This is a genomic window from Pseudanabaena sp. 'Roaring Creek' (assembly GCF_001402795.1).
In the GTDB taxonomy this organism is placed as follows: Bacteria; Cyanobacteriota; Cyanobacteriia; order Pseudanabaenales; family Pseudanabaenaceae; genus Pseudanabaena.
In genome coordinates, this window is the sequence record NZ_LIRE01000578.1 from 1 (window position 1) to 1060 (window position 1060).

Genomic DNA, 1060 nt, shown 5'->3' on the forward strand with positions numbered 1-1060 from the left:
CACTTGGCGACAGCTATACAAGTACCGAAGATAGCCTTCATTTGATGAAGGCTACCTTCGGATATAAACAAAACAGGCTAGGGGGGACTCTAACCCACGACCGATCGCTTAGAAGGCGATTGCTCTATACAACTGAGCTACTAGCCCAAACAATTTCACGATTCACTATCTTACACTAAAAGTTAAGTTTTTTGCAATTGGTCGAACCAATCTCATCATCTTAATTGCACCAAGCTAATTATACCAAAGCTCAAAATGGCATAGCCATTTTGAGCTTTGGAAACCCTTGCTGAGTCTGGTTTTCAATTCACAAACCTGTTGTCACACTTTCGGGAATTGGTATTAGCTCACAAAATAATCAACGATCTTTGTTAAAAATTACTTTTTAAACTCCCTAAACAAATTGCTAGAGTGCAATGATAGAAAAACTCTGTTAAAAAAATGATTGAAATTAGTAAATATTTATGGATAGTACATTAGCGATCGCATACCTTGGGGCATTAGTTGTGCTGCTAGCTGGGGTTAGCTGGTTAGTTATCCGCCAGATTTTGAAAGCGCGGAGCTTAGAAAATGTCATCTCTGACCTCCAGCCCAAGCTCCAAAAGGAAAAAGGTAGCCCTGAGGACTATTATCAGCTCGGTAGTGTCTATTTGCGGAAAAAGCTCTACGCTCAGGCTATTACCCTATTTAACAAGGCTCTGAAAGAAGGTGGAGATAATATCCCCGAAGTTTATAACGCCCTTGGATTTTCCTACTTTTCTCAAGAGCAGTACGATCTTGCCATCAAAAACTATAAAGAAGCGATCGCCCTGCAAGAAGGCTATGTAACGGCAATTAACAATCTCGGTCATGCCTACGAAAAGAAAAAGTTACTGCCTCAAGCGATCGAAATGTACGAGCAAGTCTTGGTACTGGATACCAAAAATGAAACTGCTAATCGTCGCTTAAATTCCTTACGCAAGCAAGTCGTAACAACTGCTTAAACAAACCTAAAAGCAATAATTGGCAACGCTTCACGCCGCCACTCAAGATCTATAACTGCCGCCAACTGTATCAGGAC

Annotated in this window: 1 protein-coding gene and 1 tRNA gene; one reads left to right on the forward strand and one right to left on the reverse strand. The window is 40.9% G+C overall.

Going from position 1 to position 1060, the window contains the following annotated elements; all coding sequences use genetic code 11:
- Positions 1-73 precede the first annotated feature (73 nt).
- Positions 74-147, reverse strand: a tRNA-Arg gene (locus AC805_RS16575).
- Positions 148-464: 317 nt separating this feature from the next.
- Here AC805_RS16575 and AC805_RS16580 point away from each other — a divergent pair.
- Positions 465-983 (forward strand): tetratricopeptide repeat protein, encoded by a 519-nt coding sequence (locus AC805_RS16580; protein ID WP_055076440.1) that lies wholly within the window; start codon positions 465-467, stop codon positions 981-983.
- Positions 984-1060 lie beyond the last annotated feature (77 nt).